Raw genomic sequence first — 26,081 nt, 5'->3', positions numbered from 1 at the left:
CAATAACCCGCGCTTGCGCCCTGGCAAACCCGGAAAAATCAGTCCGGGCCCGTTTTTTCTGCTCATTTTTTTTGATGCAAAATTGTTCCGAAAAGCAGCAAAAACACAACAAACGATCCGGCTCCAGCCAACCCCAGATTCGCGCTTAAACCGTAGGCATCCACAGTCTGCCCGCCCAGCCAGGAGCCAAGCGCTATGCCGATATTGAACACAGCCACGTACAACGACGTAGCCACCTCAACAGCATTGGCAGCGGCCTTCATCATCCAGCTCATCAGCCCTACCGACACCCCGCCATACGCCAGGCCCCAAAGCAGCAAAATCGCACCTCCACTCAGCGGTGATCTACCCACTGTCAAGAAAAGCAAAGCAGTGATGCTTAGACCCAACGCTATCGCCATCAAGCTGGCTTCAGTGCGTTTGGCCACCGACATCCCGATCAGGAAATTGCCCACAATCCCGGCCACTCCGTAAGCAAACAACAAGGCTCCTATCCATTGAGCACCTATACCGGAAACAGACAGCAAAAGAGGACGCACAAAGGTAAATGCGCTGAAATGCCCCGCGACCAGAATCAGGGTCAAGAGCAAACCAAACCATAACTGCCGATTGCCAAACTGCTCGGCGAACTGACGCCATGTGGTCGAGCGCGACACGGACAGGGGCGGAATCACGGCCAGATGGAAGATCAATACCAAAGCGCTCAGCAGCGCCATGCCGCCAAACGCCCAGCGCCATCCAGCCAGTTCACCCATCAATGCGCCCAATGGCACGCCCAACACAGAAGCGGCGGCAACCCCACCGAAGATGATCGAGGTTGCCAAACCTACAGACTGAGCCGGAACCAGACGGGATGCCAAGCCACCTGCAATGGCCCAGATGCCTCCCATACAAAAACCAACCAGAACACGGGCGGCCAGCATCCAGCCGATGCTGGGAGCCAGGGCGGACGCTATATTGGCCATCACCAGCAAGGCCAGCAAACCGCACAGAATGCGGCGTCTGTCCACGCCACCAGAGGCCAGCACCACCAGAGGCGCAAACAGGGCTGCCAACAAGGCAGGCAAGGAAATCAGCAAAGCAGCCGTCCCCGTGGAAGTCTGCAAACTGTCTGCAATAGGAGTCAGTAAACCTACGGGCAGCATTTCCGTCGTGACCACAGAAAAAGTGGCTAGGCCAACGGCGATAACGGCCAGCCAGGACTGCCGCTTGCTGGGCTGCCCGGTCATGGATAGAGAAGAGGTATTCATCGCTACATGCTCAAAGAAAGAAGTCTAGACAGCGCAGGAGCGGGCTACTACGGGTGCGCGCAAACTTTGATAGCTGCACAAGGCAAGCAAGACGATCAGGGCAGCGGCATAGAGCGCAACCATAAAGCCGGAACTGGCTCCGCCCTGATCCACCATCCGCCCCGAAGCGGCAGCCCCCATAGCCACACCAATATTCAGACCAGCCAGCAGCCAGGTCATGCCCTCGGTTAATTGCTGCTCCGGCACCACACGCTCGACCAGCGACATGGCCACAATCATGGTGGGGGCGAAAAACAGACCAGCCAGCAAAACCGCCCCTGCCAGCTGTGCCACGCTGGCCACCAGCAATAAAGGCAAGGTCGTAGCGGCGGTAGCCAAACCGCCCAACAGCAGCAGGCGATGCAAAGGGATGTTCAGCTTCAAACCACCAAACACCAGACCTGCTGCGCAAGAACCCAGGGCGTAAGCCGACAGCACCAGGCTGGCCGCCCCCGGCTGCCTCATTTGCTGGGCAAAGGCCACGCTGACAATATCCACGGTGCCCACAATCACACCCATGGCGACCATCAGCAATGCCAGCAAACGCACACTATTCAGACGCAGGACCGAAGGGCGGCTGCCCTGCTCCTGCGCTTGGATCGGCGGCTCAGTCCCCTTTTGCAACAACAGAGCCGACACACCGGCAATCAGCAGTAGCGCGGCAGCCAGTACACCGGCTTGTGGAAACACCAGGACCGCCAAACCCACCGACAAAGGCGGCCCGGCAATAAAGGTGACTTCATCCAGCACGGTTTCCAGCGAATACGCTGTTTGCAAGCGATCCTGCCCACGATAAATCGCCGTCCAGCGAGCACGCACCATGGCCGACATGCTAGGCATGAAACCGGCCAGCACCGCGCCTGCAAACAAGGTCCAGTCAGGCGCCTGCCACCATGTCGCCCCCAACAAGAGCAACAAGCCCAGAACACTAATGGCTGTTGCTAGCGGCAGAACACGGCTTTGCCCACGCCGGTCCACCCAACGGGACACTTGTGGCGATAGCAGCGCATAGCTCAATACAAAGGAGGCGGACACCGCCCCCGCCAAGGCATAGCTGCCCCGCAGTTGCGACAGCATGGTGATGATTCCTATCCCTATCATGGGCAGCGGAATCCGGGCCAGCAGCCCGGCCAGGGCGAATCCCCGTGTGCCAGGCGCGGCAAAAAGTTCTCGATAAGGCTGAGCCATTACATTCTCCGTGAGCGCCCGCTTGCCACGACACGGTGATGCGTCGACAATACATACAGGGCGTATGTTTAAAATGATATATACATACGCCGTGCATGTAAATATACATTCAACTCGTATGTAAGGAGAAACTATGGCACGCCGTACCCGCGCCGAGATGGAAGAAACCCGCGCCACGCTGCTGGCCACCGCTCGCACGTTCTTTGCGGAACGTGGCTATGCCGACACATCCATGGACGAGTTGACAGCGCAAGCGGGCCTGACACGTGGTGCGCTCTACCATCATTTCGGTGACAAAAAGGGTTTGCTGGCGGCGGTGGTCGACCAGATCGATGCGGAAATGGACGAGCGCCTGCAGGCTATTTCAAACAATTCCGAGGACGCATGGGACGGGTTTGTACGCCGCTGCCATGCCTATCTGGAAATGGCGCTGGAACCGGAAATGCAGCGCATTGTCTTGTGTGATGCCAAGGCCGTACTGGGGGGCGCATCACCCGAATCGCATCAGTATTGCGTGGGTTCAATGGAAGGCTTGATTCAGGCACTGATGGATCAAGGTCGGATTGAACAGGCAGATCCCCACGCCCTGGCTTCCCTGATTTACGGCAGTCTGGCCGAAGCCGCCTTCTGGATTGCGCAGGGAGAGGATGGGGATGCCCGCTTGGTAAAAGGGCTGGCTGCACTGGATTTATTACTGCGCGGCTTGCTGATCAAGTCCTGAACGGGCAATGCTGAAAAAGCCAGTGCCCAGGCAAAGAGCGGGCCTGAGATCATCTGCTTCTAGCGGCAGGCAGATCAACAGATCGAATTCTTGTTTACGCGACCTCTTGAGCCGCCAGAAATATACGGTCCTGGCATCTGTGGCGGTAATGAGCCTCTCCTAAAACCAGAACATTCAGGCAGCCAAGCAAAGCTCATACAAACGACAGACATAAAAAAACCCGCATTGAATGTTGTGCTGACGCTGCTATTACAAGCAGACCAGAAACACTCAGGCGGGTTTTCTATCTATAGCGCCGGGAAGCCCAAGCTTCCCGTTTCACGTCTTACACAGCGACCAAAGAGATCTCTGCGATACGCTTGCGCCACTCGGCAGGGCCAGTGTTGTGAACGGACACGCCTTGCGAGTCCACAGCCACGGTCACGGGCATGTCCTGAACTTCGAACTCGTAAATGGCTTCCATACCCAGGTCCTCAAAAGCCACCACTTTCGCATTGCGAATGGCCTTGGAAACCAGGTACGCGGAACCGCCCACAGCCATCAGGTAAGCCGATTTGTGAGCACGAATCGCTTCAATCGCGGTTGGGCCACGCTCGGCCTTGCCGATCATGGAGATCAGGCCAGTTTTGGCCAGCATCATCTCGGTAAACTTGTCCATGCGAGTGGCGGTGGTCGGGCCTGCTGGACCAACGGCCTCGTCGCGCACAGGATCAACCGGGCCCACGTAGTAAATCACGCGGTTGGTGAAGTCCACAGGCAAGGATTCGCCTTTTTCCAGCATGTCCTGAATACGCTTGTGGGCGGCGTCACGGCCAGTCAACATCTTGCCCGACAGCAGCAAGGTCTGACCTGGCGTCCAGGAAGCCACTTCTTCAGGAGTCAGCTCGTCCAGGTTCACCTGGCGGGACTTGTTGTAGTCCGGCGCCCAGTGAATGTCAGGCCAGGCCGACAGCGGCGGAGGTGCCAGCTCGGCGGGGCCGTTGCCGTCCAGCGAGAAATGTACGTGACGGGTTGCCGCACAGTTGGGAATCATGGCCACAGGCTTGGAAGCGGCATGAGTCGGGAAGGTATTGATCTTCACGTCCAGCACGGTGGTCAAACCGCCCAGACCTTGCGCGCCAATACCCAGAGCATTGACCTTCTCATACAGTTCGATACGCAGCTCTTCCAGCTTGCTTTGCGGGCCGCGTTGCAGCAGCTCGTACATATCGATATCTTCCATCAGGGCTTCCTTGGCCATCAGCATGGCTTTTTCAGCCGTACCGCCCACGCCAATACCCAGCATGCCCGGAGGACACCAGCCAGCGCCCATCGTAGGAACCGTCTTGAGCACCCAGTCCACCAGAGAATCGCTGGGGTTGAGCATCACGAACTTGCTCTTGTTTTCCGAACCACCGCCCTTGGCGGCCACTTGAATGTGAACCTGATCCCCAGCGACCAGTTCCACATTCACAATACAGGGTGTGTTATCGCGCGTGTTTTTACGGGTGAACAAGGGGTCGTTCAGGATGGAGGCACGCAGTGGATTATCCGGATTCAGATAACCGCGACGCACCCCCTCGTCACAGAGCTCCTGCAAGGAGCGCTTGGTATCAAAGCGCACACCCATGCCCACTTTCAGGAATACGTTCACCACCCCGGTGTCCTGACAGATGGGGCGATGGCCCTCGGCACACATGCGCGAGTTGGTCAGGATCTGGGCGATGGCATCTTTGGCCGCCGGGTTCTGTTCGCGCTCATAAGCGCGGGCCAGATGTTCCAGATAGTCGGTGGGATGGTAGTAACTGATGAACTGCACCGCATCAGCGATGGACTGAATCAGATCGTCTTCTTTGATCGTGGTCATGGTGGCGTCTATATAAAAAACGGGATGAACAAGGGGAAACTATTTGCCCTGCCAGACAGGTTCGCGCTTCTCGGCAAAAGCCGTCGCGCCTTCCTTGGCGTCTGCAGAGGTAAAAATGCCGGCGATACGGGGGCGCTGCAGATCGAACAGATCCGACTGACGCCAGTCGCGCGACTGGGAAATAATGCTCTTGGCGGTTTGCACGGCCAAAGGACCGTTGGCGGCGATCTGCTCGGCCAGTGCCAGCGCCTGCTCGGTGGCTTTTCCGGGTTCGGCCAGACGGCTGACCAGACCCAGCTCGGCCATGCGGGCAGCGGGGTACATACCCCCGGTCAGCACCATTTCCATGGCCATGTGGTAAGGAATACGGCTAGGCAAGCGCACCATGCCGCCCGATCCGGGGACAATGCCGCGTTTCACTTCAGGCAGGCCAAAGTTGGCGCTGTCGGCCGCAACAATCAGGTCGCAGGACAGGGCAATTTCAAAACCACCGGCCAGGCAGTAGCCTTCTACAGCAGCGATCAGGGGCTTGGCAGGCGGGCGCTCGCAAATACCGGCAAAGCCACGGTCGCCCACATAGGGACGCTGACCTGTCTTGGCAAAGGCTTTCAAGTCCATACCGGCGCAAAACGTATTGTTTGCCCCCGTCAGCACGCCCACGGCAATGCCGGGATCCGCATCGAACTCATCCAGGGCCTGGGCCAGTGCCTGCGCGGTTTCCAGGTTGATGGCATTACGTGCCTCGGGACGGTTCAAGGTAATCAACAATACCTTGCCGATACGTTCAAGCGTGACAAGTTCACTCATGGACCTAGCCTCCTTTAGACTGCTGCCCGAGATTCTGTTTCAAGATCAGGTCAGCAAATAAGCAGTATTTGGACAAACGCATATGATACGTCTAAAAACAACTTGACCGCCCGGTACACAGCGGCCTTGCCCATGGCCCGGACGGCTAAAATAGCCCATTGCGGGCGCTTTTCTGCTGCAAGGGCGCAGTTCACGCTAAAATAGAAAAATTTTGCAGATTCTCGCTTTACTGGCCATTGCTCATGCTCACCTTTCAGCAAATCATACTTACGCTCCAGCAATACTGGGACAAGCACGGATGCGCTCTGCTTCAGCCCTACGATATGGAAGTCGGTGCCGGAACCTCTCATACGGCAACCTTTTTGCGGGCCATCGGCCCTGAACCGTGGCGCGCTGCCTATGTGCAGCCTTCGCGCCGCCCCAAAGACGGGCGTTACGGGGACAACCCCAACCGCCTGCAACACTACTACCAGTTTCAGGTCGTGCTCAAGCCCGCACCTGAAAACATTCTGGACTTGTATATCGGCTCGCTGGAAGCCTTGGGCATCAACCCCAAAGCGCACGACATCCGTTTTGTTGAAGACGACTGGGAAAACCCGACACTGGGCGCCTGGGGTCTGGGCTGGGAAGTCTGGCTCAATGGTATGGAAGTCACCCAGTTCACCTACTTCCAGCAAGTAGGCGGTCTGGACTGCACGCCAACCACGGGCGAGATCACCTACGGTCTGGAGCGTCTGGCCATGTACTTGCAAGGTGTGGAAAGCGTCTACGATCTGGTCTGGACCGAAGGTCACAACGGCCAGCGTATTTATTACCGCGACGTGTTCCACCAGAACGAAGTGGAGCAATCCACCTACAACTTCGAGCACGCCAGCACCGATGTACTGTTTGCGCATTTCAACGACTACGAAGCCGAAGCCAAGCGCATCATTGACGTGCCGCTGGCCCTGCCCGCTTACGAGCAAACGCTGAAAGCTGCCCACACCTTCAATATGCTGGATGCCCGCGGCGCCATCAGTGTGACCGAGCGCGCTGCCTATATTGGCCGTATCCGCAATCTGTCCCGCGCTGTCGCACAGGCTTACTACGACTCCCGCGAACGCCTAGGTTTCCCCATGCTGAGCAACACATCCTCGGAGGCCAAGTAATGAATGCCTCCACGACACAGCCTTTGCTGATTGAACTGTTCACCGAAGAACTGCCCCCCAAAGCGCTGCAACAGCTGGGGCAAGCCTTTAGCGAAGGTCTGCAAAAAGTATTGGGCGAGCAAGCCCTGCTGGCCCCGAACTGTGAAGTGCGCGCCTATGCTACGCCTCGCCGTCTGGCGGCCTGGTTCAGCGCTGCGTACCAGCAAGCCGAAGACCAGCCTTATACCGAAAAGCTGATGCCCGCCCATATTGGCCTGGATGCCAATGGTGAGATCGCCCCGGCACTAGCCAAGCGCCTGGCTGCCAAAGGCCTGGAGCATCTGAAGGCCAGCGACCTGCTGCGCGAATCCGATGGCAAGCAGGATTACCTGTACGCCAGCGGCATTGCCACTGGCGCCGCCCTGAAAGACGGTCTGCAAGAGGCCATGGAATGGTCCATTACCCACCTGCCCATCCCTAAAGTGATGCGCTATCAGTTGGCCGATGGTGTCAGCAGCGTGCGCTTTGTACGCCCTGCTCACGGCCTGGTCGCCCTGTGGGGGTCGGACATCGTTCCCGTCAGCGCCCTGGGCCTGCAAGCCGGTCGCCAGACACACGGTCACCGCTTCATGTGCGATGCCCCCTTCGACATCCGTGATGCCGACAGCTGGGCCGCACAAGTCCAGGAGCAAGGCTGGGTGGTTCCTTCCTTCGAAGTTCGTCGCGAGCAGATTCGCACCGACCTGGAAGCTGAAGCCAAACGCCTGAACTCCACCTTGGGCAACGATCCCGAAGTGGAAGCCCTGCTGAACGAAGTCACCGCTCTGGTCGAATACCCCACCGTGTACGTGGGCCAGTTTGACGAGCAGTTCCTGCAAGTGCCATCCGAATGTCTGATTCTGACCATGCGTCTGAATCAAAAGTATTTCCCGCTGTTTGACCCCGCCACACAAAAGCTGACCAATCGCTTCCTGATCGTCAGCAATATGAAGGTGGACGATCCCAGCAACATCATCGAAGGTAACGAGCGTGTGGTGCGCCCCCGTCTGGCGGACGCTCAGTTCTTCTTTGAAACCGATCGCAAGCAAACTCTGGCCGAGCGTGTTCCTACGCTGGCCGGCAGCGTGTACCACAACAAGCTGGGTTCGCAGCTGGACCGCATCGAGCGCCTGCAGTCCGTGGCTGGCTACATTGCCAAGCAACTGGGCGCGAATGAAGAGCATGCCCGTCGTGCCGCTTTGCTGGCCAAGGCGGACTTGAACTCCAATATGGTGGGCGAGTTCCCCGAGCTGCAAGGCGTGATGGGCGCTTACTACGCCCAAGGCGATGGCGAGCCCGAGGACATCGTGCTGGCTATTCGCGAGCAATACCGTCACCGTCTGGACCAGCCTGTCACAGAAGCCAGCCTGACCCAAGCCATTCTGTTCCTGGCCGAGCGCGCCGAAGTTCTGGTCGGTATCTGGGGCATTGGTCTGGCTCCAACTGGCGAACGCGACCCCTACGCCCTGCGCCGTGCGGCTCTGGGCCTGATCAGCGCCTACGAACAACTGCAAGCCGGTTCCCAATTGAAGGCCAATAGCCTGAATCTGGATACGCTGCTGAACACCACCGCTTCCTTCTTCAAGGACGGGGTTCTGGCCGATGACACGGTCGATGCGGTTCAGACCTTCATCTACGAGCGTTACCGCAATCAGCTCAGCAACGATTACGAGCGCAGCGTGGTCGATGCCGTGCTGGCCCTGCGTCCACCGCTGGAACAGGTTCACGCCCGCATTCAGGCTTGCGCCTCTTTTGCCCAACGCCCTGAAGCCGAGAGCCTGGCTGCCGCCAACAAGCGCGTCAGCAATCTGCTCAAGAAAGCCGAAGGCGAACTGGCAACACTGGACGACCAACTGCTGGTCGAGCCCGCCGAGCGTGAGCTGGCTACCAAGATTCAGGAATTGCAGCCCGTTGCCCAGGCCCAGTTTGAAGCCGGTGAATTTGATGCTTCCCTGGCCACGCTGGCCCAGGCCCGTGGTGCCGTGGACAACTTCTTCCAGGACGTCATGGTCATGGCCGAAGACCCTGCCATCCGTGCCAATCGCCTGGCCTTGCTGGCCAAGCTGCATGCACTGATGAACCAGGTTGCGGATCTTTCCAGGCTGGCTAACTAGTGAAACTTGCCATCATTGATCGGGACGGTGTCATCAACCATGACAGCGATGCCTTTATCAAAAGCCCACAAGAGTGGGAGGCTATCCCAGGCAGTCTGGAGGCCTTGGCTCGCCTGACCGAAAACGGCTGGAAGGTGGTCATTGCCACCAACCAGTCCGGTCTGGCGCGTGGTTTGTTTTCCATGACCACGCTCAATGCCATCCATGCCAAGATGCGCCGTGAACTGGCCTTGCTGGGTGGCTTTATCGACGCCATCTTTATTTGCCCGCACGGCCCGGATGATGGCTGCACCTGTCGCAAACCGGCCCCCGGCATGTTTCGCGACATTGCACATCGCTATGAAGTGAACCTGCAAGCCGTACCCTCGGTGGGCGATTCCTTGCGCGATCTGCAAGCGGCCAGCCAAGCCGGTTGTGCCCCCTGGCTGGTCCAGACCGGCAAAGGCATGCGTACCCTAGAGAAAGGCGGCTTGCCCGAAGGCACGCGCGTCGAGGCCGATCTGGCCGCTGTTGTCGACAAATGGCTCCACGGAAACTGATATGGGCATTATCCGCGCTTCACTCTATCAACTCTTTTTGTTGATTACCGTTATCCCCTACGCCTTTGCCTGCCTGATTATTGCGCCACTGCCCCTGGATATACGCTATCGCTTTACCACTGGCTGGCCACGTCTGGCTGTCTGGGGTGCGCGCACGATCCTGGGCATACGCTGGCAGACCAAGGGCTGGGAAAACCTGCCCGATGGCAAGGCCATCATCCTGTCCAAGCACCAGTCGGCCTGGGAAACGCTGTTCTTTCCTTCTTACATGCCGCGTCAGGTGTGCTTTGTGTACAAGCGTGAACTGCACAAAGTCCCCTTCTTTGGCTGGGGGCTGGCCTTGCTGCGCATGATCCCTATTGATCGTGCCAAGGGCCGGGATGCCTTTGAACAGGTGATCAAGATCGGGCAGCAGCGCATTGACGAAGGCCGCTGGCCCTTGTTGTTTCCCGAAGGCACCCGTACCGCCCCAGGCTCTACCGGCCGCTACAAGATGGGTGGCGCCTTGCTGGCCAGCCGTACTGGCACGCCCATTATTCCCGTGGCGCATAATGCGGGCGAATGCTGGCGTCGCAATGCCTTTATCAAGACGCCGGGCTTGGTTACTATCTCCTTTGGTCCTCCCATTGATCCTGCCGGGCTGACCCCTGAAGAAGTAAACCAACGCGTACAGACATGGATTGAAACCGAAATGCGCGTCTTGAATCCGGAACGCTATGACGGTCCCCCCCCAACTGGCTCTGTTTCCTGACACGGCCTTTCCCCACCCGGCGCAGCGGCAAGAAAAGCCGCCCGCCGGTTCTGCTCTGCCCCCCCAAAGTGCCCTGACTGTCCGGCCCGAAAGCTTGCCGGAAGGCGTGCAATGGCAGCAGGTGCAGCTGGATGGCCACACCATTGGCTATCAGCTCAAACGCTCCCGCCGCCGGACTCTGGGGTTGACCATTAACGACAGTGGCCTGACCGTTGCCCTGCCCTCCTGGGTCAAGATCAGTCAGGCAGAACAAGTGCTGCACAGCAAAAGCGCCTGGATCCTGCGCAAGCTGCGCGAATACCAGCAACGTCGCGAACAACTGGCCTTGCAAAGCCTGCAATGGGTTGATGGCGATACCCTGCCCTTTATGGGGGTGCCCATCCGCCTTAGCCTGAACCCGCAGATTCAACAGGTACATTTCGACGGACAAGCCGGTCAGGTTCAACGAGGTCAATGCCTGTCGCTACCCCTACCCGTGGGCGCCGAACCCCAGCGTGTCCAGGAACTGACCCAGGCCTGGCTGCAAAAACAGGCCAAACAATGGTTTGAGCAACGGCTGCAACATTATTTGAACCTGTCGGGCTTGAGTGCCAGCAAATTGCGGCTGGCGGCCCCCGCCAAACGCTGGGGCTCCTGCAACAGTGACGGCACGATTATGCTGAACTGGCGCCTGATACACTTTCACCCATCCATCATTGATTACGTCGTCGCTCACGAGGTCGCGCATCTGCAAGAGATGAATCACGGCCCACGTTTCTGGGCCTTGGTCGAAACGCTCTACCCTGATTTTGTCAATGCGCGCAATCAGTTACGACAATATGATCCAGGCACCCTGCCCCTGCTTTAAGGCAGGTTGAACTCTAGGAGCTCTACCTTATGCGTATCCTGCACACCATGCTGCGTGTCGGCAATCTGGACCGTTCTCTGGCCTTTTACACCGAAGTGCTGGGCATGAAATTGCTGCGCCAGTCCGACTACCCGGACGGCCGCTTCACCCTGGCTTTTGTTGGCTATCAGGACGAGTCCGAAGCCGCCGTATTGGAGCTGACCCACAACTGGGACACCCCCTCCTACGATCTGGGCGACGGCTATGGCCACATTGCACTGGAAGTGCCTGATGCCTACAAAGCCTGTGAGGACATCAAGGCTCGTGGCGGCAAAGTCGTACGCGAAGCAGGCCCGATGAAGCACGGCACCACCGTGATCGCCTTTGTGGAAGACCCGGACGGCTACAAGATTGAACTGATCCAGGCCAAAGGGCGCGTGGATTAAAGCAAACAGAACCGGCCTTAATTGGCCGGTTTTTTTTGGCCCCTTATTTTCCAACCCAGCAAAAATAGGCCCAAATCGTGTTTTGCGACTATTTGTGCCGCCACCCTTACATACCGTAGCCGTTAAAACCCGCCTGTATTCTGCGACAATCTAGCTTGGCTTTTCCCTGCCCTGTTTACTGCCAACACTATGCTCAATACTCTTTGGCTGTTTTTCTTCCTGATTGCCGCCGTCAGCGGGTTTTACCAGTGGCTGGTCGGGGGAAATAGCGAAATTTTTGCGCAGATGGTGCGCAGCCTGTTCGATATGGCCGCCCTGTCCGTGCAACTGATGCTGCTGCTTTTTGGCACGCTCACCCTGTGGTTGGGTTTCTTGAAAATTGCCGAGAAGGCCGGGCTGATCGACACCCTGGCCCGCTGGCTAGGCCCCTTGTTCAGCCGCCTGATGCCCGGCGTGCCTGCCGGTCACCCCGCTCTGGGGCTGATCACGCTGAACTTCGCGGCCAATGGCTTGGGTCTGGACAATGCCGCCACGCCCATCGGCTTGCGGGCCATGAAATCGCTGCAAACGCTGAACCCGCATCCGGACACGGCCACCAACGCCCAGATCCTGTTTCTGGTGCTGAATGCCTCGTCCCTGACGCTGATACCCATCAGCATCTTCATGTACCGGGCTCAGCAAGGTGCGCCCGATCCTACGATGGTGTTCCTGCCTATTTTGCTGGCCACCACCGCCTCTTCCCTGGCGGGCTTGCTCAGCGTTGCCCTGGTTCAGCGCCTGCGTTTATTTGATCCCGTTCTGATGCTGTGGTTTGGCGTTTTTGCGCTGATCCTGGGCTCTTTCATGGCCTTGCTGGCAACACTCAGTGCGGCAGCCATCCAGTCGCTGTCCTCTCTGATGGGCAACCTGACCTTGCTGTCCATCATCTGGCTTTTCCTGCTGATGGGCTGGCGGCGCAAGATTCCTCTGTATGAAGCCTTTGTAGAAGGCGCGAAAGAAGGCTTTAGTGTTGCCAGGGATCTGTTGCCCTATCTGGTTGCCATGCTGTGCGCTGTGGGCGTGCTACGCAGCTCTGGCGCTCTGGATATCGTGCTGGACGTGATCCGCTGGCTGGTGAACCTGACTGGACTGGATACGCGTTTTATTGATGCCTTGCCTACCGCTCTGGTCAAACCCTTTTCAGCCGGTGCCGCTCGTGCCCTGTTGATTGAAACCATGCAGCATCACGGCGTGGACAGCTTCCCGGCCCTGCTGGGTGCGACCGTGCAGGGCAGCACAGAGACAACTTTCTATGTGCTGGCGGTTTACTTTGGTGCGGTCGGCATCCAACGTGCCCGCCACGCGGTTTCCTGCGCCTTGATTGCTGATCTGGCAGGCGTGCTGGCCTCGATTGCAGTTTGTTATTGGTTCTTTGGCTAGAAGCCAGGGCTCTGCATGAGGACAGGAAACTCTGCCACTGCAGACTCAGCCAGGAATGGCCGATCATTCCGTATGGCCTCAACGGTGTCCCTCATAAAAAAACACCCCAAAACGGAATCTATATCCCGTTTTGGGGTGTCGTTCATTATGGAGTTTTGTCTATCAGGCGGCTTGGATAACGCCCTTATCCATCAGGTGATCGGCCAGGGCAATGTACTGTTCCAGGGACAAATCAGCCGGTCGGCTGGTAGGTGCAATTTCCAGCGCCTCCCAGTCGATATGAGCCGTCCAATCACCCAGACCACCGCGCAACATCTTGCGTTTTTGCGAGAAGGCCCGCGCCACAACCTGGCTGAACACACGCGCGTCACGCGCCTGGGGACGATCTGCCGCCAGGGGCACCATACGCACGACTGCCGACACAACACGCGGTGGTGGGTTGAATGCCTCGGGCGGCACTTCAAACAACTTCACCATGCGATAGCGCGACTGCAACATCACCGACAGGCGGCTGTAGTCTGAAGAGCCGGGTTTGGCGACCATGCGATCAATCACTTCGCGTTGCAACATGAAGTGCTGATCCACCACGGCATCGGCATAGTCCAGCAAATGAAAGAGCAAGGGGCTGGAGATGTTGTACGGCAGATTACCCACAATACGCAGATTCGGGCCTAAAGCACCGAAGTCCACGCTCAAGGCATCGGCCTCAATAATTTCCAGTTTGCTGGGCGAATAGTGATTACGCAGACGGGCTGCCAGATCACGGTCAATCTCGACCACACGCAAACGCTCCAGCGCCTGCGTCAGTGGTCGGGTCAGGGCCGAGAGGCCCGGACCAATTTCCACCATATTATCGACAGGCCGAGGGCCAATCGCACGGATAATCTGGTCGATGATGGCCTCATCTTCCAGAAAGTTCTGTCCAAAGCGCTTGCGCGCCTGATGCTGGGCCATACTTATCCTTAGCGACGGCGGGTGCTGGACTCGGGGTCCAAACGGTTATCAATGTAAGCGCGGCCGCGCAGGCTGTTCAGCCAATCTTCAAAGGCAGGCTCGGCACGCTGCTGGAACAGAGCCTGACGGGCCTGCATGCGCTTGTACTCACCTTCCATATTGCGGGTACGGCGCTCGATCACCTGGATCAGGTGCCAGCCAAACTGGGACTCCACCACGGCGGTATCGTTGCCGGGTTGCAGCTTGTCCATGGCTTGCTCAAACGGAGGCACAGTCTCGCCAGGCGAGAGCCAACCCAAATCACCACCTTGTGGTGCGCTGCTGTCTTCCGAGTACCGCTTGGCCAGATCCTGGAAGGACTCGCCATTGCGCAAACGCACTTGCAGTTGCTCAATACGCTGACGAGCCTGCTCGGAAGTCATAACCTTGGACAGCTTGACCAGAATATGGCGAGCATGAGTCTGGGTCACCATCATGGGACCGGACTGCGCCGATGCCGCACTGGCGACAGGCGAAGTATTGCTTGGCGCAGCACCGCCACGCTCCAGCACCTTCAGAATATGGAAACCTTGACCACTGCGAATCAGGTCGGAAACCTGGCCGGGGGCCAGGTTATGGACAGCTTGTGCAAATAAGTCAGGCCAGTCGGACAAGGAACGAGTTCCCAACGCACCACCGCTCAGGGCCTCTTGACCATCCGAGTTGGAGGCAGCCAAACCGGCAAAGTCTGCGCCGGAACGAACCTGGGCCAGCAGGCCTTCTGCTTTGGTCCGCAAACGCGCTTCTTCGCTGGAGTTCGCGCCTTCAGGCACTCGCACCAGGATCTGCGCCAGACTGACAGGTGCATTTTGCGCCTGTGCCGCCGATTGCCCCAAATTGCCCAAACCTGCGCCACCTTGAGAGCGCAGGTAAATATCAATGTCGGCGTCCGTAATATTGATGCTGCTGTCGACCGCACGCATGCGCAACTGATCCAGCAGGATTTCCTGCTTCAGATTGGCACGGTACTGCTCCCAGCTAATGCCATTCTTTTCAATCTCGGCACGCAACTGGGCTTCGGTCATATTGTTGCGCGAAGCAATCATGCGCACACCTTCATCCACTTGCTGTGGACCGACTGAAATCCCCATGGCGCGAGCTTCCTGCTGCTCCAGGCGCTCATTGATCAGCCGTTGCAAAACTTGTTTGCGCAAGATGTCATGATCAGGAGCAGGAATTTTCTGCTGCTTTAACTGTTCCAGCACCTGCGCGGCTTCCAGATCAACCTGACGCAGGGTAATCACCTCGTCATTGACCACGGCAGCAATGCCATCCACAAACTGGGAGGAAGCAGCGGGTGCCGCCTTGGCTGCAGCGGGCTTGGACTGCGCCTGAGCCATTTGAGCCGTGCCCAGCCCCATGACGGCCATCAAAGCCAATGACAGGGTACGGTTTTTCAAGCTGAAACGCATATTATTCATACCTCTCATGAATCATTTTTTCCTGTACGGGATTGGTGACGGGTTCATAGCCAATCACACGGTCACGCAGCATTTTGATAGGGTCGTTGCCAATTCCGCCCAAACCGGATAGCTCCAGCTGGAAGAACAGGGCCTTATTGGTTTCCCTGGCCGAAACCGCATAGCGTTGCATCACCACACGAGCCGCCCAACAACAGTCGCCTTTATACTCCAGCCCCAGCACCGTTTGCGTGCCACGGCTTTCCTGGATGGAATAATCGTAACGTCCCACAGCGTACACCTTGTTGCTCAAAGGCCATTGGCCCGTCATGGAGACGTATTCCTTGCCACGATGGTCTTCGTCAACGGGCGTAAAGTTTGGATCAACAACCTGACGGGGGTCACGTTCATAACGATAGTTCAAACCCAGTGTTGCCAGGCGTTTAGGACGCCAACGAATACCGGAGGCCAGACGGTTGCGGCGTTTTTCGTCCGGGTTGAATTGCGCATCGAAGTTGACCGAGAACGTATTGGTCAAAGCCGCACTGGCACCGACCAGATAATCGGAACGAGTGCTGGTACGCGCTTTTTCATCGCCCAGTGTTACGGTTTGCTTATCAAAATACAAGCGCTGAGCGGCCTGCAGAACCAGACGCTCGAAGCCCGTGTCCGCATCCAGCCAGCGGGACGTCAGGCCGACGGTGACCTGGTTCGCATTGGAGATACGGTCCCAACCACCGGAGAAGATATTTTCGCTGAAAGCCTGGGCAAAGTTGAAACTGGCCAGACTGGTGTCGTACAAGGGCAGCGAGGATTGGTCGCGATAAGGCACGTACAGATAGTAAACACGCGGCTCCAGGGTTTGAATGGAGTCGTTGCCAAACAAGGTGGTGTCACGCTCGAAGGTCATGCCGGTATCCAGGGACAGGATAGGCAAGACACGACTTTGAGTGCGGGAACGGCCTGCAAACTTGGCCATATTGGGGTCACCCACATACCAGTCTGTCTGGTATTGGCTCATATGCAAGCCAGCTTTGGGCGTGATGTACCAACCTGGGCGAACGATGGGGTAAGCCACCGTTGTGTAAGACGAGAAACGCGTACCATCTGGAGCCAGACGGGTACTGCGCATATTATCGAATTCGCTCAGGTTGCCACTATAAAAGGGCATGCGGAAACGCGTCGCGTAGTTATCGCTGACCACATCAAAGCCACCCCAGTTATAACGGGATGCGCCCAAATACCATTCTGGCAATTTGTCGTACTGCGGCTGACGATACCAGGACGAAGAGTCCTGCAAAGTCTGATAACGCGTCGCACTGACGTGAGAGCGGAAATACTTGGAACCGCCCCAACCCAGAGTCACCGTACTGGCCAGATCCTGAATGGTGGAATCGTTCAATCCAAAGCTGCTGAAGTCACGGAAGTAATCATCATCCGAGACACGGCGGATATCCGCATTCAAATAGAAGCTGGCAGGCAGGTTCTGGCGATATTGCCCCATGAACAGCCAACGCTTGTAACCCAGCTCCTTGTCATCAGGCAGATAGTTACCGGTCAACTCTCCGGAGAAGCTGTCACCCAGATAACGGAATTCTCCCCCCAACATGGCGCCGCGTTTAGCCATGAAGCGGGGCGTCAGGGTGGCGTCGTAATTAGGGGCCAGATTCAGGTAATACGGCACGCTCAGGTCTACACCACCCCGCGTCGTCATGCCGTAAGTAGGCAAAAGGAAACCGGACTTGCGCTCTTTGCGTAGCGGAAAGGTCAGGTAGGGGGAATACAACAGGGGCATACCCTTGAAGTACAAGACGCCATTACGCGCCACCCCTTCGTTTTCCTTGGAATACAGATCAACCTTGGGCGACTGGATATACCAGGCAGGCTCAGGACATGGACAACCCGAGTAATTCACATCGGATAGCCGCATATGGTTGGAACTGAGAATATCAGCCTGCGTCGCGGTACCGCTACCGCCGGTGGCCCCCAGCCAGAACTCCGGGGACGACATGCGCCCTGTATCCGCGTCCAGGTTGTAATCAAACTCCGGGCTGCGCACCAGGGCCCCATCACGCATGATCAGGCCGTTGCCACGTACTTCCACCTGGCCGGTTTTTTCCTGATAGTCGATCCGGTCGCCTTTGACGACAGAATCAATGCGCCGGACCTGGGCACCGCCTTCCAGACGCAAGGTGCCATCTTCCAGTGTTTTCATCTGGTCGCCTATCAGATAGACGGCCATATCCTCTTCCTGGAGCTTGCGCACTTGCAAACCGGGGGACGTCTTTAAAGACGGACGCACGGACGACTGAGCCTGGGCGACCCCCATGCCTGTCATCATCAACACGATATACCACGCCGCAACTCGCACTAAGACTGCGCCTCCAGTTGTGTCCTGCATTTATGTCCTGCATTTGTTCCACCAGAGACGAAAAACCCTGGCGACCCGGTATTATAGTTAAGCCTGCCGTTTAGCGGCACTGCTAAACACTAATCCGTTACGATCTTCTGCTTCCCTTTATTTATGTCTGCTTCTATTTCTGCCGCTACCGACCCTCGTTTGCAACAAGCGATCACTTGGCTGAACACCCTGAAGTCCCGTTTTGGGCTGGATCTGGACAGCCTGCAAGCGGCCTCCAGCGACGCCAGCTTTCGCCGTTACTTTCGCCTGCAAGCCCAGGATCGAACCGTCGTTTTGATGGATGCGCCTCCGGCCACGGAAGACTGCAAGCCCTTTGTGCACGTTACCGAACTGCTGGCACCGACGGGCATCCACGTGCCCGAAATCCTGGCAGCAGACACTGAACAAGGCTTTTTGCTGCTCAGCGATCTGGGTCAGGACAATTTTCAGACCGCGCTGAAAAACCCCATGCCGCAAAGCGAGCTGGACAAACTGTACCGCAGTACGCTGTTGACCTTGGTGAAATTGCAACAAGCCGACACCACAGGCTTGCCTCCCTACAACGAACAGCGTTTGCTGGAAGAGCTGCAGGTGTTCCCCGAGTGGTACATCCAAAAACATCGCCAGTTCGAACTGAGCGAAAAAGATCAGGAGATGTTGCGCAAAACCTTTGCCGAGCTGGTTCAAGCCAATGTGCAAAGCGCTACTGTACTCGTGCACCGGGATTTCCACAGCCCTAATTTGATGATGCCCCTGCCCGGCCAAAGCGAGCCCGGTGTTATCGACTACCAGGACGCCCTGGCTGGCCCTATCACCTATGACATTGCCTCCCTGGTGATGGACGCGCGTGTTACCTGGACGGAAGAGCAGCAACTGGACTGGGCAATTCGCTACTGGCAAGCCGCCATGGAAGCCGGCCTGGATGTGCCTGCCGACTTTGCCGTGTTCCACCAGCAATACGAATGGATGGGCCTGCAACGCAATCTGCGCATTCTGGGTGTGTTTGCCCGCCTCTCTCTGCGTGACGGCAAACATCATTATCTGGACCATATGCCCCGCCTGCTGGGCTATGTACATCAGGTGGCCAGCCGCTACGAGTGTTTTAACGGTTTGCTGCGCCTGCTGAACCGCCTGGAAGGTCGCCAAACTGTTTTGGGCATGACGGTCTGATGCGCGCCATGATTCTGGCGGCCGGTCGAGGTGAGCGCATGCGCCCCTTGACCGACACCTGCCCCAAACCCCTGATTCCAGCAGGTGGTCGGCCTCTCATCGTCTGGCACTTGCGCGCGCTGGCCAAAGCCGGCTTTCGAGAAGTCATCATCAACCACGCCTGGCTGGGTGAGCAGATTGAATCCACTCTGGGTGATGGCAGCCAATGGGGCCTGCGCCTGAGCTACTCGCCTGAATCATCTGCCCTGGAAACTGCCGGTGGCATTGCCAAGGCACTGGATTTTTTCCAGGGCCAGCCTTTCCTGTTAATGAATGGCGATATCTGGTCCGATTGGGATCCTGCCCAAGCCTTTGCCATGGCCGAACGTTTGCAAGCTGGCCCGGAGCAGGCCTGGTTGATCCTGACCCCCAACCCGCCCCACCACCCCGAAGGCGACTTTGGCATGCAAGAAGGACAATTGCACCTATGTGCTAAAACCCTTGCGGGTGCCCGCAGCGCCACCTTGAGCGGCATAGGGGTCTACAAACCCGAACTCTTTGCCCATCTGCCCAAAGATCAGCCTGCCAAAGCCGCCCCCCTGCTGCATGCCGCCATCGAGCGCCGGCAGGTGCTGGGCAGTCTGCATGAAGGTTTCTGGATGGATGTCGGTACCCCCGAACGATTAGCCGAGTTAAACCAACACTTGGAATCGTTAGCACCCTCACAGTAAACTGATATTTTCCAGGCTAGCTGGCAGACGTTTCCAAGCACAACAAAGGGCAACAAAGCCAGCCATCCCGCCTCCGTAGCCCCAATGACGTCTATGCTAATGGGTTTTGTAATCGGGACTTGATTTGCTTTGAGTCCCTTGTCTGACAGGAACGTCTGTTCTCATGCTTGGTTCCTCCAAACGCACCGTATTCAAACCCACCGCCTACGGCTCCAGCCGTCGAAAACGCCGTATTCCACGCTGGTTTGTCCTGCTTTTGACAGGTATTGCCCTAGGTGCTGGTGGCCTGCTGTTCTTGCAAAAAAGCTATGGCCCTACGCGCCTGACCGTGGAGCAGTCGGAACAACTGCACTATGACCTCAACAGCGCCAATGCTGACAAGCAACGTCTGCAAGCTCAGTTGAACCAGACCAGTCGCGATCTTGAAGATGTCAGCCAGAAGGAAGACAAGCTGGGCAAACAGACCAGCGATCTGCAGGCCATGGTCACCAAGCTGGAAAAGGATATCGCGCTATTTGCCGATGCCATGCCTCCTGACCCGCGCGGCACCTCCCCTGGCATTCGCGCTGCCGAGTTCTCGGTTACGGACGGCCAACTGAACCACTTTGTGCTGCTGATGCAGGACAAGGGCAAGGACGCCGAATTCACCGGCACCATGGAGTTGGTTGCTGCTGGCCGCTACAGCAATGGTCGCAGCGGCAATGTGGACCTGCCCAGCCAGCCTGTCAGCGTCGGCCGTTACGCCTACATCAATGGCTCCGCAGAGCTGCCCGCCGGCTTTACGCCCCGTCAGGTCACGATCCGCATCAAGCCGGATGGCGCGAACCGCGTCGTTGCCACGCGCACCATCTACGTGACGCCTTCCCGATAAGCGCTGACCTGTCACGCACAGGCTGATAGTCACAAGAAAGCCCTTCAGGCCCTTGGCTTCATCGCCAAAATCCTGAAGGGCTTTTTTTAGCCGACGATCCAGCCAGACTCTTAAGCCACGTGCTGCAAAAAGTCTTTCAGACGTTGGCTAGGTGGATTGCTCAGCAACTCCGCAGGTGGGCCATCGTGTGCCACCCTGCCCTGATCAATAAAGATCAGACGGCTCCCCACACGACGCGCAAAATCCATCTCGTGTGTCACCACCACCATGGTCATGCCCTCCTCAGCCAGCAACTGCATGACCTTGAGCACTTCCTGACGCAGTTCCGGGTCCAGTGCGGAGGTAGGCTCATCAAACAGCATCAGCTTGGGTTTGATCGCCAAGGCACGAGCAATGGCGACCCGCTGCTGCTGACCACCGGACAGCTCGTTAGGATAATGATTCATACGCTCGGCCAGACCGACCTTGGCGAGCAGCTCCGTCGCTTCCTCACGCGCCTGAGAGCGGCTGGTGCCACGCGTATGGATAGGCCCGAACATGACGTTTTCCAAAGCGCTCATCTGTGGAAACAGATTGAACTGCTGGAACACCATCCCTGCTTCCCGGCGCAAGTCGCGCACCTGAGCGGGCGTACCATTGACGCTCAAACCATTGACCACGATATCGCCAGCCTGAATGTCTTCCAGCTTGTTGATGCAGCGCAGGAAGGTGGATTTTCCCGACCCGGACGGGCCCACCACCACAACCACTTCGCCTTTATCAATATTCAGACTGATATCGTCGAGCACGATATTGTCGCCAAAGCGCTTGGTTACCTTCTTGAACTCGACAATACTCATACAATCCTCATGCGGTGTTCAATAAACTTCAAAGTCAGGGCAATCAGGCTGGTCAGGATCAGGTAGATCACCGCCACCGCTCCCCAAATCTCCACCGAACGGAAGTTATTCGCAATAATTTCCTGGCCCTGACGGGTCAGCTCGGCAACCCCAATCACAATAAACAGCGAAGAATCCTTCAAGCTGATGATGCACTGGTTACCCATGGCGGGAATCATGCGGCGAAACGCCACCGGTCCAATAATGTGGCGCAAGATCTTGTGAAATGGCAGGCCCATGGCCTCTCCGGCCTCTTTCAGGCCCTTGGGCACAGATTGCAAGGCACCACGCACAATCTCGGAAATATAGGCCCCGGAGTTGATCATCAAGGTGAAGATCGCCGCGGTCAGCCCGTCAATTCGGATACTGGCCAGCATGGGCAGCGCGAAGTAGATGAACATCACCTGCACCACGATAGGCGTGCCGCGGATGAACAGCACGTAAAGCTGGCACAGGAAAGAGAGTACATACAGCAGATAGCGTCTGAAAAAACCCAATAGCGACAGAGCGATCAGCGCCTGTATGGAGCTCCAGATCCAGGCTGGCACAAAGCTTAGCCAATTGCTCATCAGCCAGGACAGGCCCTTGAGCGCAAAGCCCAGTGCAAACACGCCCAACACGAACAAGGCGGCTCGGCGCCAGGTGACCGGTACCCGAATATAGGTGGTAATCACCCCGGTCAGAAAACCCAATATAGCGCCACCCACCAAACCCAAAAGGGTAATGAGCAGCGTCATTTTTGTACCTTCCAGAAGGCTGGGTAAAGCCCCCCAGATAGCGTCCCATTCAAAAGTCACAGTGCTACCTTTGTCTTTGAATAAACGCCCACAACAGAGCGTCAAAAAATAAAAGCGGTGATCCCGTTACGACACGCGATCACCGCTTGGCATGCGCTTGGCTTTACGCCTGTTTATTCAGGCTGTTTACCAAACCATTTCTGGTAGATTTTGTCGTAGGTGCCATCAGCACGAATATCTTTCAAAGCCTGGTTCACAACCGGCACCAATTCGCTGTCCTTGGGAAAGGCAATACCGTAGAAGTCGCCACTTTTCACGGCACCAGTGACCTTCACACGATCTTTGCCGCCGGTCTGGGCGTAGTACTGCACGTTAGGCGTATCGTGCACCACCGCGTCCACACGGCCAGTTGCCAGCTCCAGGAAGGCATTGTCGATATTGGGGAACAGCTTGAGCTTGGCAGTAGGAACCGAGCGCTGCATGAAGTCCACCGTGGCGGTACCGATCTTCACCGCTACAGTCTTGCCTTCCAGATCGGAGGCAGTCTTGATGGCCGAGTTATCGGTGTTGACCAGAATGGCCAGACCGCTTTCGTAGTAAGGATCGGAGAAATCGATCACTTGCTTGCGGTCATCACGAATGGTGATCCCGGCCAGCGCAGCATCCAGATTGCGAGTTTGCAGGCCCGGAATAATGCCATTGAAGTCCATGGGCTGGAAGCGGTAATTCAGATTGGCCTTCTTGGCGACCGCATCCCACAGGTCGATGTCAAAACCGGTGTATTTACCGTTTTGCTTGAACTCAAAAGGCACAAACGCCGTATCGGTTGCGACCACCAGCTCTTTGCCTTGTTGTGCCAGAGCCTGCCCAGCGGGCAAAGCCAAAGCCAAGGCCAAACCGGCCATCAGGGTTTTCATTTTCTTATTGAACATCCGTTACTCCTCTGTAGGGACTGACCCGAAACCAGCCAGTTCGATGTTTTACCCAAGTCAGCGCAGGCTCATGACCTGCCCCAGCGTTGATCTATCCTACCCGAAGCAGCACAACTGTTTGTATTTAATAGTTTTAAAAAAAGAAAAACCTCGGGAAATCCCGAGGTTTTTTCATACAACGAGTCGTATCAACACTCAAATTCAGAACGCAGGAACAATAGAACCTTTGTACTTGTCAGCGATGAATTTCTTCACGTCTTCGCTATGCAGAGCCTGGATCAACTTGGCCACACGTGGGTCGTCCTTGGACTTGGCAGCCACAGCGATCAAGTTGGCGTAAGGGGAGTCTGCACCTTCGATAGCCAGAGCATCCTTGGTGGGGTTCAGACCGGCTTCCAGCGCGTAGTTGGTGTTGATCAGGGCGATATCCACATCAGCCAGAACGCGAGGCAAGGTAGCGGCTTCCAGCTCCTTGAACTTCAGCTTCTTGGGGTTCTGGTCCACATCACGCGAGGTTGCCAGAATGTTGGAGGGATCTTTCAGAGTCAGAACACCGGCTTTTTGCAGCAGCAACAAGGCACGGGCACCGTTGGAGGGATCGTTGGGGATCGCCACCAGTGCGCCTTCTTTCAGCTCGTCCAGGCTCTTGATCTTGGTGGAATAGGCACCAAAGGGCTCAACGTGAACCACGGCCACCGACACCAGATCGGTTTTGTGTTCTTTGTTGAAGGTATCCAGGTAAGGTTTGTGCTGGAAGAAGTTGGCATCGATATGGCCGTCAGCCACTTGCTGGTTGGGCTGCACGTAATCGGTGAACACCTTGATATCCAGGTTCACACCTTCCTTGGCCAAAGCAGGCTTCACAAACTCCAGCAGCTCGGCATGCGGCACGGGGGTAGCAGCAACCGACAGGGTCTCGGCAGCTTGGGCCACGCTGGCCAGCAGAGCCGACACGGACAAGGCCAGAACGGGAACAAATTTCTTCAAAGACATGAGCGACTCCAGTTTCAGAAAGGCAAGACTATGACGATAGCTGCCAGGACTTATTTTCGGCTCAAGCGAGCCACCATGGCGTCTCCAAACACCTGCAGGAGTTGCACCAGCACCACCAGGATAGTCACGGTCACCACCATGACATCCGTTTGATATCGTTGATAACCAAAGCGCAAGGCCAGGTCACCCAGGCCACCACCGCCGATCACACCGGACATGGCCGAATACCCCACCAGGGCAATGGCGGTCACAATCAGGGCCGCCACAATGCCGGTCGTCGCCTCAGGCAGCAAAGCCAGCAAAACGGTCTGACGGGAGTTCGCTCCCATGGCACGGCAGGCCTCATTCACACCGGGGTCCAGTTCACGCAGGACGTTTTCCACCAAACGGGCAAAAAACGGCGCGGCGCTCAGGACCAAAGGTGGAATAGCGCCCTGCACGCCCAACGACGTACCAGCCAGAATGCGCGTCAAAGGAATAATGACGATCAGGAGAATCAGGAACGGCACGGACCGCAGAATATTCACGATCAAGGACAAGCTCTGGTAGATCCAGGCATTGTCCAGCATCTGCTTGCGGCTGGTCAGAAACAGCAGCACGCCTAATGGCAAACCAATAATTGCGGTAAAGCCCAGCGAAATACCCGTCATCAACAAGGTATCAATCGTGGCCTCACCAATCAGCGCCCAATCCAGGTTGCTAAAGTTCATGGTCGCAATACCTCAAATTGGACATTCAATTCAGTCAGCAAGGCATCCAGCCCTGCTTTAGCCTGCGCATCGCCTTCCACGGCCACGACCAGTTGTCCGTAAGGCTCGGTCTTGATGCGGCCAATGGCCCCCTGCAAAATACTGACATTCAGCCCCAGCTGGCTGGTGATACGGCTGATCAAAGGCTCCGTTGTGGCCACACCGCGCACGCTCAAGCGCATGACGCTACCGGGCACACCCTCTGCCAAGGCATGCCAGTCGTCAGCGTTCACGCCGCTTTCACTGAGCAAGGACTGCGTGGTGGGGTGATGCGGGTGCAGGAACACATCCAGCACTTCACCACACTCCACGATCTTGCCGGCATCAATCACGGCAACCCGATCACAGACAGAGCGAATCACGTCCATGCCGTGCGTAATCAGGACAATCGTCAGCCCCAATTCCTGATTGATCTCGCGCAGCAAACGCAAGATCGACTGGGTGGTTTCCGGATCCAGCGCCGAGGTCGCTTCGTCGCACAGCAAAAGCTGTGGCCGATTGGCCAGGGCACGGGCAATACCGACGCGCTGCTGTTGTCCGCCCGACAACTGACGGGGATACTTATTGGCATGGTCCTTCAAGCCCACCAGCTCCAGCACTTCCAGAGCGCGAGCGTGACGTTGGGCGCGATCCACCCCTGCCAGGCGCAGAGGAAAACAGACATTATCCAGAACCGTGCGGGAATGGAGCAGGTTGAAATGCTGGAACACCATGCCCACGCCTTGTCGGAACGCGCGCAACTGCGCACCCGAAAAGCGTGTGATGTCCTGATCCTGTACCCAGACCTGGCCTGAACTGGGTTGCTCAAGCAGATTGAGCATGCGGATCAGCGTACTTTTCCCAGCACCCGAGCGACCAATAATACCGAAGACCTCTCCTTGGTGAATCTGCAAGGAAACGTCGTTCAAAGCATGAACGGTCTTGCCTGCCAGGGAATAGGTTTTTGAGATGTGTTCAAGACGAATCAAGATGAACTCAGCCTAGTTAGTCAGTCGAGTTATAAAAGCCTGAGCTGTAAGCGAAATTTACCATAAAGCAAATTTGACTATGACCAGATAGATATAACCCAAGGAAATATTGAAACCATACTGAGGGCTGCACTGTATAGCAAGATTTCCGACCGGCCAATGCGCGG

25 protein-coding genes are annotated in these 26,081 nt (G+C 56.9%); 11 read left to right on the top strand and 14 right to left on the bottom strand.

The window, feature by feature from the left end; all coding sequences use genetic code 11:
• Nucleotides 1–62: 62 nt before the first annotated feature.
• Together NIZ92_RS04185 and NIZ92_RS04180 are read right to left on the bottom strand one after the other, a co-directional pair.
• Nucleotides 63–1,250 (bottom strand): MFS transporter, encoded by a 1,188-nt coding sequence (locus NIZ92_RS04185; RefSeq protein ID WP_254002742.1) that lies wholly within the window; start codon nucleotides 1,248–1,250, stop codon nucleotides 63–65.
• 24 nt (nucleotides 1,251–1,274) lie between these two features.
• Nucleotides 1,275–2,477 (bottom strand): MFS transporter, encoded by a 1,203-nt coding sequence (locus tag NIZ92_RS04180; RefSeq protein WP_247965894.1) that lies wholly within the window; start codon nucleotides 2,475–2,477, stop codon nucleotides 1,275–1,277.
• A gap of 133 nt (nucleotides 2,478–2,610) precedes the next feature.
• Between NIZ92_RS04180 and NIZ92_RS04175 the strand changes: the two genes are divergently transcribed.
• A complete protein-coding gene (locus NIZ92_RS04175; RefSeq protein ID WP_254002741.1) occupies nucleotides 2,611–3,198 on the top strand; it encodes a TetR/AcrR family transcriptional regulator in 588 nt (195 codons plus the stop codon).
• A 325-nt stretch (nucleotides 3,199–3,523) separates the two neighbouring features.
• Here NIZ92_RS04175 and NIZ92_RS04170 read toward each other — a convergent pair whose 3' ends face one another.
• From NIZ92_RS04170 to NIZ92_RS04160, 3 genes are read right to left on the bottom strand one after another with little or no spacing between them, the layout of a single operon-like run.
• The gene (locus tag NIZ92_RS04170; protein WP_022983469.1) at nucleotides 3,524–5,044 is read right to left on the bottom strand and encodes a fumarate hydratase; all 1,521 of its coding nucleotides are present in this window, start codon (nucleotides 5,042–5,044) and stop codon (nucleotides 3,524–3,526) included.
• 39 nt (nucleotides 5,045–5,083) lie between these two features.
• A complete protein-coding gene (locus tag NIZ92_RS04165) occupies nucleotides 5,084–5,851 on the bottom strand; it encodes a crotonase/enoyl-CoA hydratase family protein (RefSeq protein ID WP_254002740.1) in 768 nt (255 codons plus the stop codon).
• Nucleotides 5,852–5,901: 50 nt separating this feature from the next.
• A complete protein-coding gene (locus tag NIZ92_RS04160; protein WP_162473396.1) occupies nucleotides 5,902–6,147 on the bottom strand; it encodes a hypothetical protein in 246 nt (81 codons plus the stop codon).
• Here NIZ92_RS04160 and glyQ point away from each other — a divergent pair.
• From glyQ to NIZ92_RS04125, 7 genes are all read left to right on the top strand, one after another.
• Nucleotides 6,094–6,999 carry a glycine--tRNA ligase subunit alpha gene (glyQ, locus tag NIZ92_RS04155; protein ID WP_094195782.1) on the top strand — a complete coding sequence of 302 codons (906 nt, stop codon included), beginning with the start codon at nucleotides 6,094–6,096 and terminating at the stop codon, nucleotides 6,997–6,999. The genes NIZ92_RS04160 and glyQ overlap by 54 nt on opposite strands.
• Nucleotides 6,999–9,131: a glycine--tRNA ligase subunit beta gene (gene glyS, locus NIZ92_RS04150; protein ID WP_254002739.1), complete on the top strand. Its 2,133-nt coding sequence runs from the start codon at nucleotides 6,999–7,001 to the stop codon at nucleotides 9,129–9,131. Before glyQ ends, glyS begins: the two co-directional genes overlap by 1 nt.
• Complete coding sequence (gene gmhB, locus NIZ92_RS04145) at nucleotides 9,131–9,670, top strand: D-glycero-beta-D-manno-heptose 1,7-bisphosphate 7-phosphatase (RefSeq protein ID WP_026485199.1); 540 nt, start codon at nucleotides 9,131–9,133, stop codon at nucleotides 9,668–9,670. Before glyS ends, gmhB begins: the two co-directional genes overlap by 1 nt.
• Before the next feature lies 1 nt (nucleotide 9,671).
• A complete protein-coding gene (locus NIZ92_RS04140; protein ID WP_254002738.1) occupies nucleotides 9,672–10,421 on the top strand; it encodes a 1-acyl-sn-glycerol-3-phosphate acyltransferase in 750 nt (249 codons plus the stop codon).
• The gene (locus NIZ92_RS04135; protein ID WP_254002737.1) at nucleotides 10,387–11,268 is read left to right on the top strand and encodes a M48 family metallopeptidase; all 882 of its coding nucleotides are present in this window, start codon (nucleotides 10,387–10,389) and stop codon (nucleotides 11,266–11,268) included. The genes NIZ92_RS04140 and NIZ92_RS04135 overlap by 35 nt, the downstream gene beginning before the upstream one ends.
• A gap of 29 nt (nucleotides 11,269–11,297) precedes the next feature.
• Nucleotides 11,298–11,693: a lactoylglutathione lyase gene (gloA, locus tag NIZ92_RS04130; protein WP_035271035.1), complete on the top strand. Its 396-nt coding sequence runs from the start codon at nucleotides 11,298–11,300 to the stop codon at nucleotides 11,691–11,693.
• Nucleotides 11,694–11,882: 189 nt separating this feature from the next.
• Nucleotides 11,883–13,112 (top strand): nucleoside recognition domain-containing protein, encoded by a 1,230-nt coding sequence (locus tag NIZ92_RS04125; protein ID WP_035271036.1) that lies wholly within the window; start codon nucleotides 11,883–11,885, stop codon nucleotides 13,110–13,112.
• 162 nt (nucleotides 13,113–13,274) lie between these two features.
• On the opposite strand, the gene rsmA is transcribed toward NIZ92_RS04125, so the two are convergent.
• From rsmA to NIZ92_RS04110, 3 genes are read right to left on the bottom strand one after another with little or no spacing between them, the layout of a single operon-like run.
• Entirely contained in the window at nucleotides 13,275–14,066 is a 792-nt protein-coding gene (rsmA, locus tag NIZ92_RS04120; protein WP_035271038.1) for a 16S rRNA (adenine(1518)-N(6)/adenine(1519)-N(6))-dimethyltransferase RsmA, read from the bottom strand.
• Between the two features lie 8 nt (nucleotides 14,067–14,074).
• On the bottom strand, nucleotides 14,075–15,526 hold the full coding sequence (locus tag NIZ92_RS04115) for a peptidylprolyl isomerase (RefSeq protein ID WP_083054099.1): 1,452 nt from the start codon (nucleotides 15,524–15,526) through the stop codon (nucleotides 14,075–14,077).
• Complete coding sequence (locus NIZ92_RS04110) at nucleotides 15,519–17,906, bottom strand: LPS-assembly protein LptD (RefSeq protein ID WP_367881689.1); 2,388 nt, start codon at nucleotides 17,904–17,906, stop codon at nucleotides 15,519–15,521. The genes NIZ92_RS04115 and NIZ92_RS04110 overlap by 8 nt, the downstream gene beginning before the upstream one ends.
• A gap of 123 nt (nucleotides 17,907–18,029) precedes the next feature.
• Between NIZ92_RS04110 and NIZ92_RS04105 the strand changes: the two genes are divergently transcribed.
• The 3 genes from NIZ92_RS04105 (at nucleotide 18,030) to NIZ92_RS04095 (ending at nucleotide 20,657) form a co-directional block, all read left to right on the top strand.
• Nucleotides 18,030–19,076, top strand: a complete 1,047-nt coding sequence (locus tag NIZ92_RS04105; RefSeq protein ID WP_035271044.1) for an aminoglycoside phosphotransferase family protein — start codon at nucleotides 18,030–18,032, stop codon at nucleotides 19,074–19,076.
• Entirely contained in the window at nucleotides 19,076–19,786 is a 711-nt protein-coding gene (gene murU, locus NIZ92_RS04100) for an N-acetylmuramate alpha-1-phosphate uridylyltransferase MurU (RefSeq protein ID WP_035271047.1), read from the top strand. The genes NIZ92_RS04105 and murU overlap by 1 nt, the downstream gene beginning before the upstream one ends.
• Nucleotides 19,787–19,949: 163 nt before the next feature.
• Nucleotides 19,950–20,657, top strand: a complete 708-nt coding sequence (locus NIZ92_RS04095; RefSeq protein ID WP_009454993.1) for a hypothetical protein — start codon at nucleotides 19,950–19,952, stop codon at nucleotides 20,655–20,657.
• Nucleotides 20,658–20,767: 110 nt separating this feature from the next.
• On the opposite strand, the gene glnQ is transcribed toward NIZ92_RS04095, so the two are convergent.
• From glnQ to NIZ92_RS04065, 6 genes are all read right to left on the bottom strand, one after another.
• Nucleotides 20,768–21,496, bottom strand: a complete 729-nt coding sequence (glnQ, locus tag NIZ92_RS04090) for a glutamine ABC transporter ATP-binding protein GlnQ (RefSeq protein ID WP_009454997.1) — start codon at nucleotides 21,494–21,496, stop codon at nucleotides 20,768–20,770.
• Complete coding sequence (locus NIZ92_RS04085; RefSeq protein WP_022983464.1) at nucleotides 21,493–22,272, bottom strand: ABC transporter permease subunit; 780 nt, start codon at nucleotides 22,270–22,272, stop codon at nucleotides 21,493–21,495. Before NIZ92_RS04085 ends, glnQ begins: the two co-directional genes overlap by 4 nt.
• A gap of 173 nt (nucleotides 22,273–22,445) precedes the next feature.
• Complete coding sequence (gene glnH / locus NIZ92_RS04080) at nucleotides 22,446–23,204, bottom strand: glutamine ABC transporter substrate-binding protein GlnH (protein ID WP_009455006.1); 759 nt, start codon at nucleotides 23,202–23,204, stop codon at nucleotides 22,446–22,448.
• Nucleotides 23,205–23,405: 201 nt separating this feature from the next.
• A complete protein-coding gene (locus NIZ92_RS04075; RefSeq protein WP_009455007.1) occupies nucleotides 23,406–24,197 on the bottom strand; it encodes a MetQ/NlpA family ABC transporter substrate-binding protein in 792 nt (263 codons plus the stop codon).
• A gap of 50 nt (nucleotides 24,198–24,247) precedes the next feature.
• Nucleotides 24,248–24,907, bottom strand: coding sequence for a methionine ABC transporter permease (locus tag NIZ92_RS04070; RefSeq protein ID WP_022983463.1), 660 nt, complete (start codon nucleotides 24,905–24,907; stop codon nucleotides 24,248–24,250).
• Nucleotides 24,904–25,914, bottom strand: a complete 1,011-nt coding sequence (locus NIZ92_RS04065) for a methionine ABC transporter ATP-binding protein (RefSeq protein ID WP_045930959.1) — start codon at nucleotides 25,912–25,914, stop codon at nucleotides 24,904–24,906. The genes NIZ92_RS04070 and NIZ92_RS04065 overlap by 4 nt, the downstream gene beginning before the upstream one ends.
• Between the last annotated feature and the right edge of the window lie 167 nt (nucleotides 25,915–26,081).

This window comes from Alcaligenes sp. 1735tsa3, assembly GCF_024134565.1.
GTDB classification, from domain to species: domain Bacteria; phylum Pseudomonadota; class Gammaproteobacteria; order Burkholderiales; family Burkholderiaceae_B; genus Alcaligenes; species Alcaligenes phenolicus.
Note: the sequence above shows the minus strand (reverse complement) of the source record. Positions and strands in the feature narration are given on the sequence as shown.

Bases quoted from the DNA above. Each gene is read 5' to 3' on its own strand.
- glyQ (WP_094195782.1), top strand. From the start codon at position 6,094: ATGCTCACCTTTCAGCAAATCATACTTACGCTCCAGCAATACTGGGAC.
- NIZ92_RS04105 (WP_035271044.1), top strand. From the start codon at position 18,030: ATGTCTGCTTCTATTTCTGCCGCTACCGACCCTCGTTTGCAACAAGCG.
- NIZ92_RS04180 (WP_247965894.1), bottom strand. From the start codon at position 2,477: ATGGCTCAGCCTTATCGAGAACTTTTTGCCGCGCCTGGCACACGGGGA.
- NIZ92_RS04075 (WP_009455007.1), bottom strand. From the start codon at position 24,197: ATGTCTTTGAAGAAATTTGTTCCCGTTCTGGCCTTGTCCGTGTCGGCT.
- gloA (WP_035271035.1), top strand. From the start codon at position 11,298: ATGCGTATCCTGCACACCATGCTGCGTGTCGGCAATCTGGACCGTTCT.
- NIZ92_RS04085 (WP_022983464.1), bottom strand. From the start codon at position 22,272: ATGACGCTGCTCATTACCCTTTTGGGTTTGGTGGGTGGCGCTATATTG.
- glnQ (WP_009454997.1), bottom strand. From the start codon at position 21,496: ATGAGTATTGTCGAGTTCAAGAAGGTAACCAAGCGCTTTGGCGACAAT.
- NIZ92_RS04175 (WP_254002741.1), top strand. From the start codon at position 2,611: ATGGCACGCCGTACCCGCGCCGAGATGGAAGAAACCCGCGCCACGCTG.
- glyS (WP_254002739.1), top strand. From the start codon at position 6,999: ATGAATGCCTCCACGACACAGCCTTTGCTGATTGAACTGTTCACCGAA.
- NIZ92_RS04095 (WP_009454993.1), top strand. From the start codon at position 19,950: ATGCTTGGTTCCTCCAAACGCACCGTATTCAAACCCACCGCCTACGGC.
- rsmA (WP_035271038.1), bottom strand. From the start codon at position 14,066: ATGGCCCAGCATCAGGCGCGCAAGCGCTTTGGACAGAACTTTCTGGAA.
- glnH (WP_009455006.1), bottom strand. From the start codon at position 23,204: ATGTTCAATAAGAAAATGAAAACCCTGATGGCCGGTTTGGCCTTGGCT.
- NIZ92_RS04110 (WP_367881689.1), bottom strand. From the start codon at position 17,906: ATGCAGGACACAACTGGAGGCGCAGTCTTAGTGCGAGTTGCGGCGTGG.
- NIZ92_RS04165 (WP_254002740.1), bottom strand. From the start codon at position 5,851: ATGAGTGAACTTGTCACGCTTGAACGTATCGGCAAGGTATTGTTGATT.
- NIZ92_RS04185 (WP_254002742.1), bottom strand. From the start codon at position 1,250: ATGAATACCTCTTCTCTATCCATGACCGGGCAGCCCAGCAAGCGGCAG.
- NIZ92_RS04070 (WP_022983463.1), bottom strand. From the start codon at position 24,907: ATGAACTTTAGCAACCTGGATTGGGCGCTGATTGGTGAGGCCACGATT.
- NIZ92_RS04115 (WP_083054099.1), bottom strand. From the start codon at position 15,526: ATGAATAATATGCGTTTCAGCTTGAAAAACCGTACCCTGTCATTGGCT.
- NIZ92_RS04140 (WP_254002738.1), top strand. From the start codon at position 9,672: ATGGGCATTATCCGCGCTTCACTCTATCAACTCTTTTTGTTGATTACC.
- NIZ92_RS04170 (WP_022983469.1), bottom strand. From the start codon at position 5,044: ATGACCACGATCAAAGAAGACGATCTGATTCAGTCCATCGCTGATGCG.
- NIZ92_RS04125 (WP_035271036.1), top strand. From the start codon at position 11,883: ATGCTCAATACTCTTTGGCTGTTTTTCTTCCTGATTGCCGCCGTCAGC.
- murU (WP_035271047.1), top strand. From the start codon at position 19,076: ATGCGCGCCATGATTCTGGCGGCCGGTCGAGGTGAGCGCATGCGCCCC.
- NIZ92_RS04135 (WP_254002737.1), top strand. From the start codon at position 10,387: ATGACGGTCCCCCCCCAACTGGCTCTGTTTCCTGACACGGCCTTTCCC.